Origin of the sequence: Streptomyces sp. NPDC059895 (genome assembly GCF_042731035.1) — a bacterium.
Taxonomy (GTDB): Bacteria; Actinomycetota; Actinomycetes; order Streptomycetales; family Streptomycetaceae; genus Streptomyces.
Genome location: NZ_JBHWKO010000019.1, coordinates 137,419 through 139,202, shown reverse-complemented (window position 1 = coordinate 139,202; position 1,784 = coordinate 137,419). Strand labels below are relative to the sequence as shown.

General features: G+C 70.6%; 1 protein-coding gene. It reads left to right on the top strand.

Annotated features, from left to right (window positions below):
- Positions 1-692 precede the first annotated feature (692 nt).
- Positions 693-1,646, top strand: coding sequence for a heme o synthase (locus ACFV9M_RS22710; protein WP_385079908.1), 954 nt, complete (start codon positions 693-695; stop codon positions 1,644-1,646).
- Positions 1,647-1,784 lie beyond the last annotated feature (138 nt).

Here is a 1,784-nt window from a genome sequence, read left to right as displayed (position 1 = left end):
GCCGACCTTCTGTACGGCGTCGGCGGCCAGGACACGCGCGGTGTCCACGGCCCGCTGGTCCAACTCGGTCCACTCGAGGTCTGTGGTGGTCGGCTTGGTGCTCACCCTGGGTCAGGGCTCCTCTCCACATGTCGAATACCGGCTGCTTCGGGCGCGCGCCCACCGGCTGCCGGTGCACTGGGTGCCCACCGGCCGCTGTCGAGCCTACCCCTGTGAGGACGTGCGTTTTTTCGAGTCATTCCAGACTGCCGGGCCGCACCGGGATCCGCCTCCCGACCGGCCGGAACCCCATTCGGCACATGAATACGGAGCCGCTCATCTGACTGCTCAATCGAGCCTCGACGTGACCGATGAGCGGGCCGGGCGCGCGCTTCGCCGACACCCGGTGTACGTGCTCGGTGACACCTCCTCCGCGGCGCCACCGCACCCCCGCCGCGGTGCCACCACATCCCCTCCGCGACGCGGCGGCACCTCCTCCGCGGCGCCACCGCGCCCCCTGCGCGACGCGGCGGCACCCCCGGGCGGCCCCGGGGACCCCTCCGGCCACACCCCCGGGTGGCCTCTGCCAACACGACCCCACACGACCCCACCCCCGCGAAGAGCGGGGTATGGGCAACGTCTACAGTGGCGTGGTACGCGCGAGCTTTACCGGGACTTCACACGGGGGGCTTGCTGGGATGTCTCTGTCAGGGGTGTGCGTGACGGCCGTTGAATCCCGTCCAGCGGGGGTTATCGGGACGAGCCAGAGCCCGAGTCGGCGGCCGGTCGGGGCCCGGGTCAAGGCGTTCGTGGCGCTGACCAAGCCACGGATCATCGAGCTGCTGCTGATCACCACCGTTCCGGTGATGTTCCTGGCGCAGCGGGGTGTGCCGGACCTCGAGCTGGTCCTGCTCACCTCCATCGGCGGCTACCTGTCCGCGGGCGGCGCCAACGCGCTCAACATGTACATCGACCGTGACATCGACGCGCTCATGGACCGCACCTCCCAGCGTCCGCTGGTGACCGGCATGGTCAGCCCGCGCGAGTGCCTCGCCTTCGGCATCACCCTCGCGGTCGTCTCGACGCTCCTGTTCGGCCTCACCGTCAACTGGCTGTCCGCCTGGCTCGCCCTCGGGGCGCTCCTCTTCTACGTCGTCGTCTACACGATGCTCCTCAAGCGCCGTACCTCGCAGAACATCGTGTGGGGCGGCATCGCGGGCTGCATGCCGGTGCTGATCGGCTGGTCGTCCGTGACGAACTCGCTGTCGTGGGCCCCGGTCGTCCTCTTCGCGGTCATCTTCTTCTGGACCCCGCCGCACTACTGGCCGCTGTCCATGAAGGTGAAGGAGGACTACGCGCGGGTGGGCGTGCCGATGCTGCCGGTCATCGCCTCCAACAAGGTGGTCGCCCGGCAGATCGTGCTCTACAGCTGGGTCATGGTCGGCGTGTCGCTGCTGCTCACCCCGCTCGGCTACACCGGCTGGTTCTACACCGCGGTCGCGCTGGCGGCCGGCGGCTGGTGGCTGTGGGAGGCGCACGCCCTGCAGAACCGCGCCCGGGCGCAGGCCACGGGCGTGAAGCTGAAGGAGATGCGGCTCTTCCACTGGTCCATCACCTACGTCTCGCTGCTGTTCGTGGCGGTGGCGGTCGACCCGTTCCTGCGCTGACCCCTCGACATCATGTACGGCCGGACGGCCGGGGGGGGGGGGGGAGGGCCCCCCCCCCCCCCCCCGCCGGGGGCAAGAAACCCCCGGGGGCGACAGGGCCCGGGCGGAACCCACCCACGTGTTGGGGGCGCCCGGGCG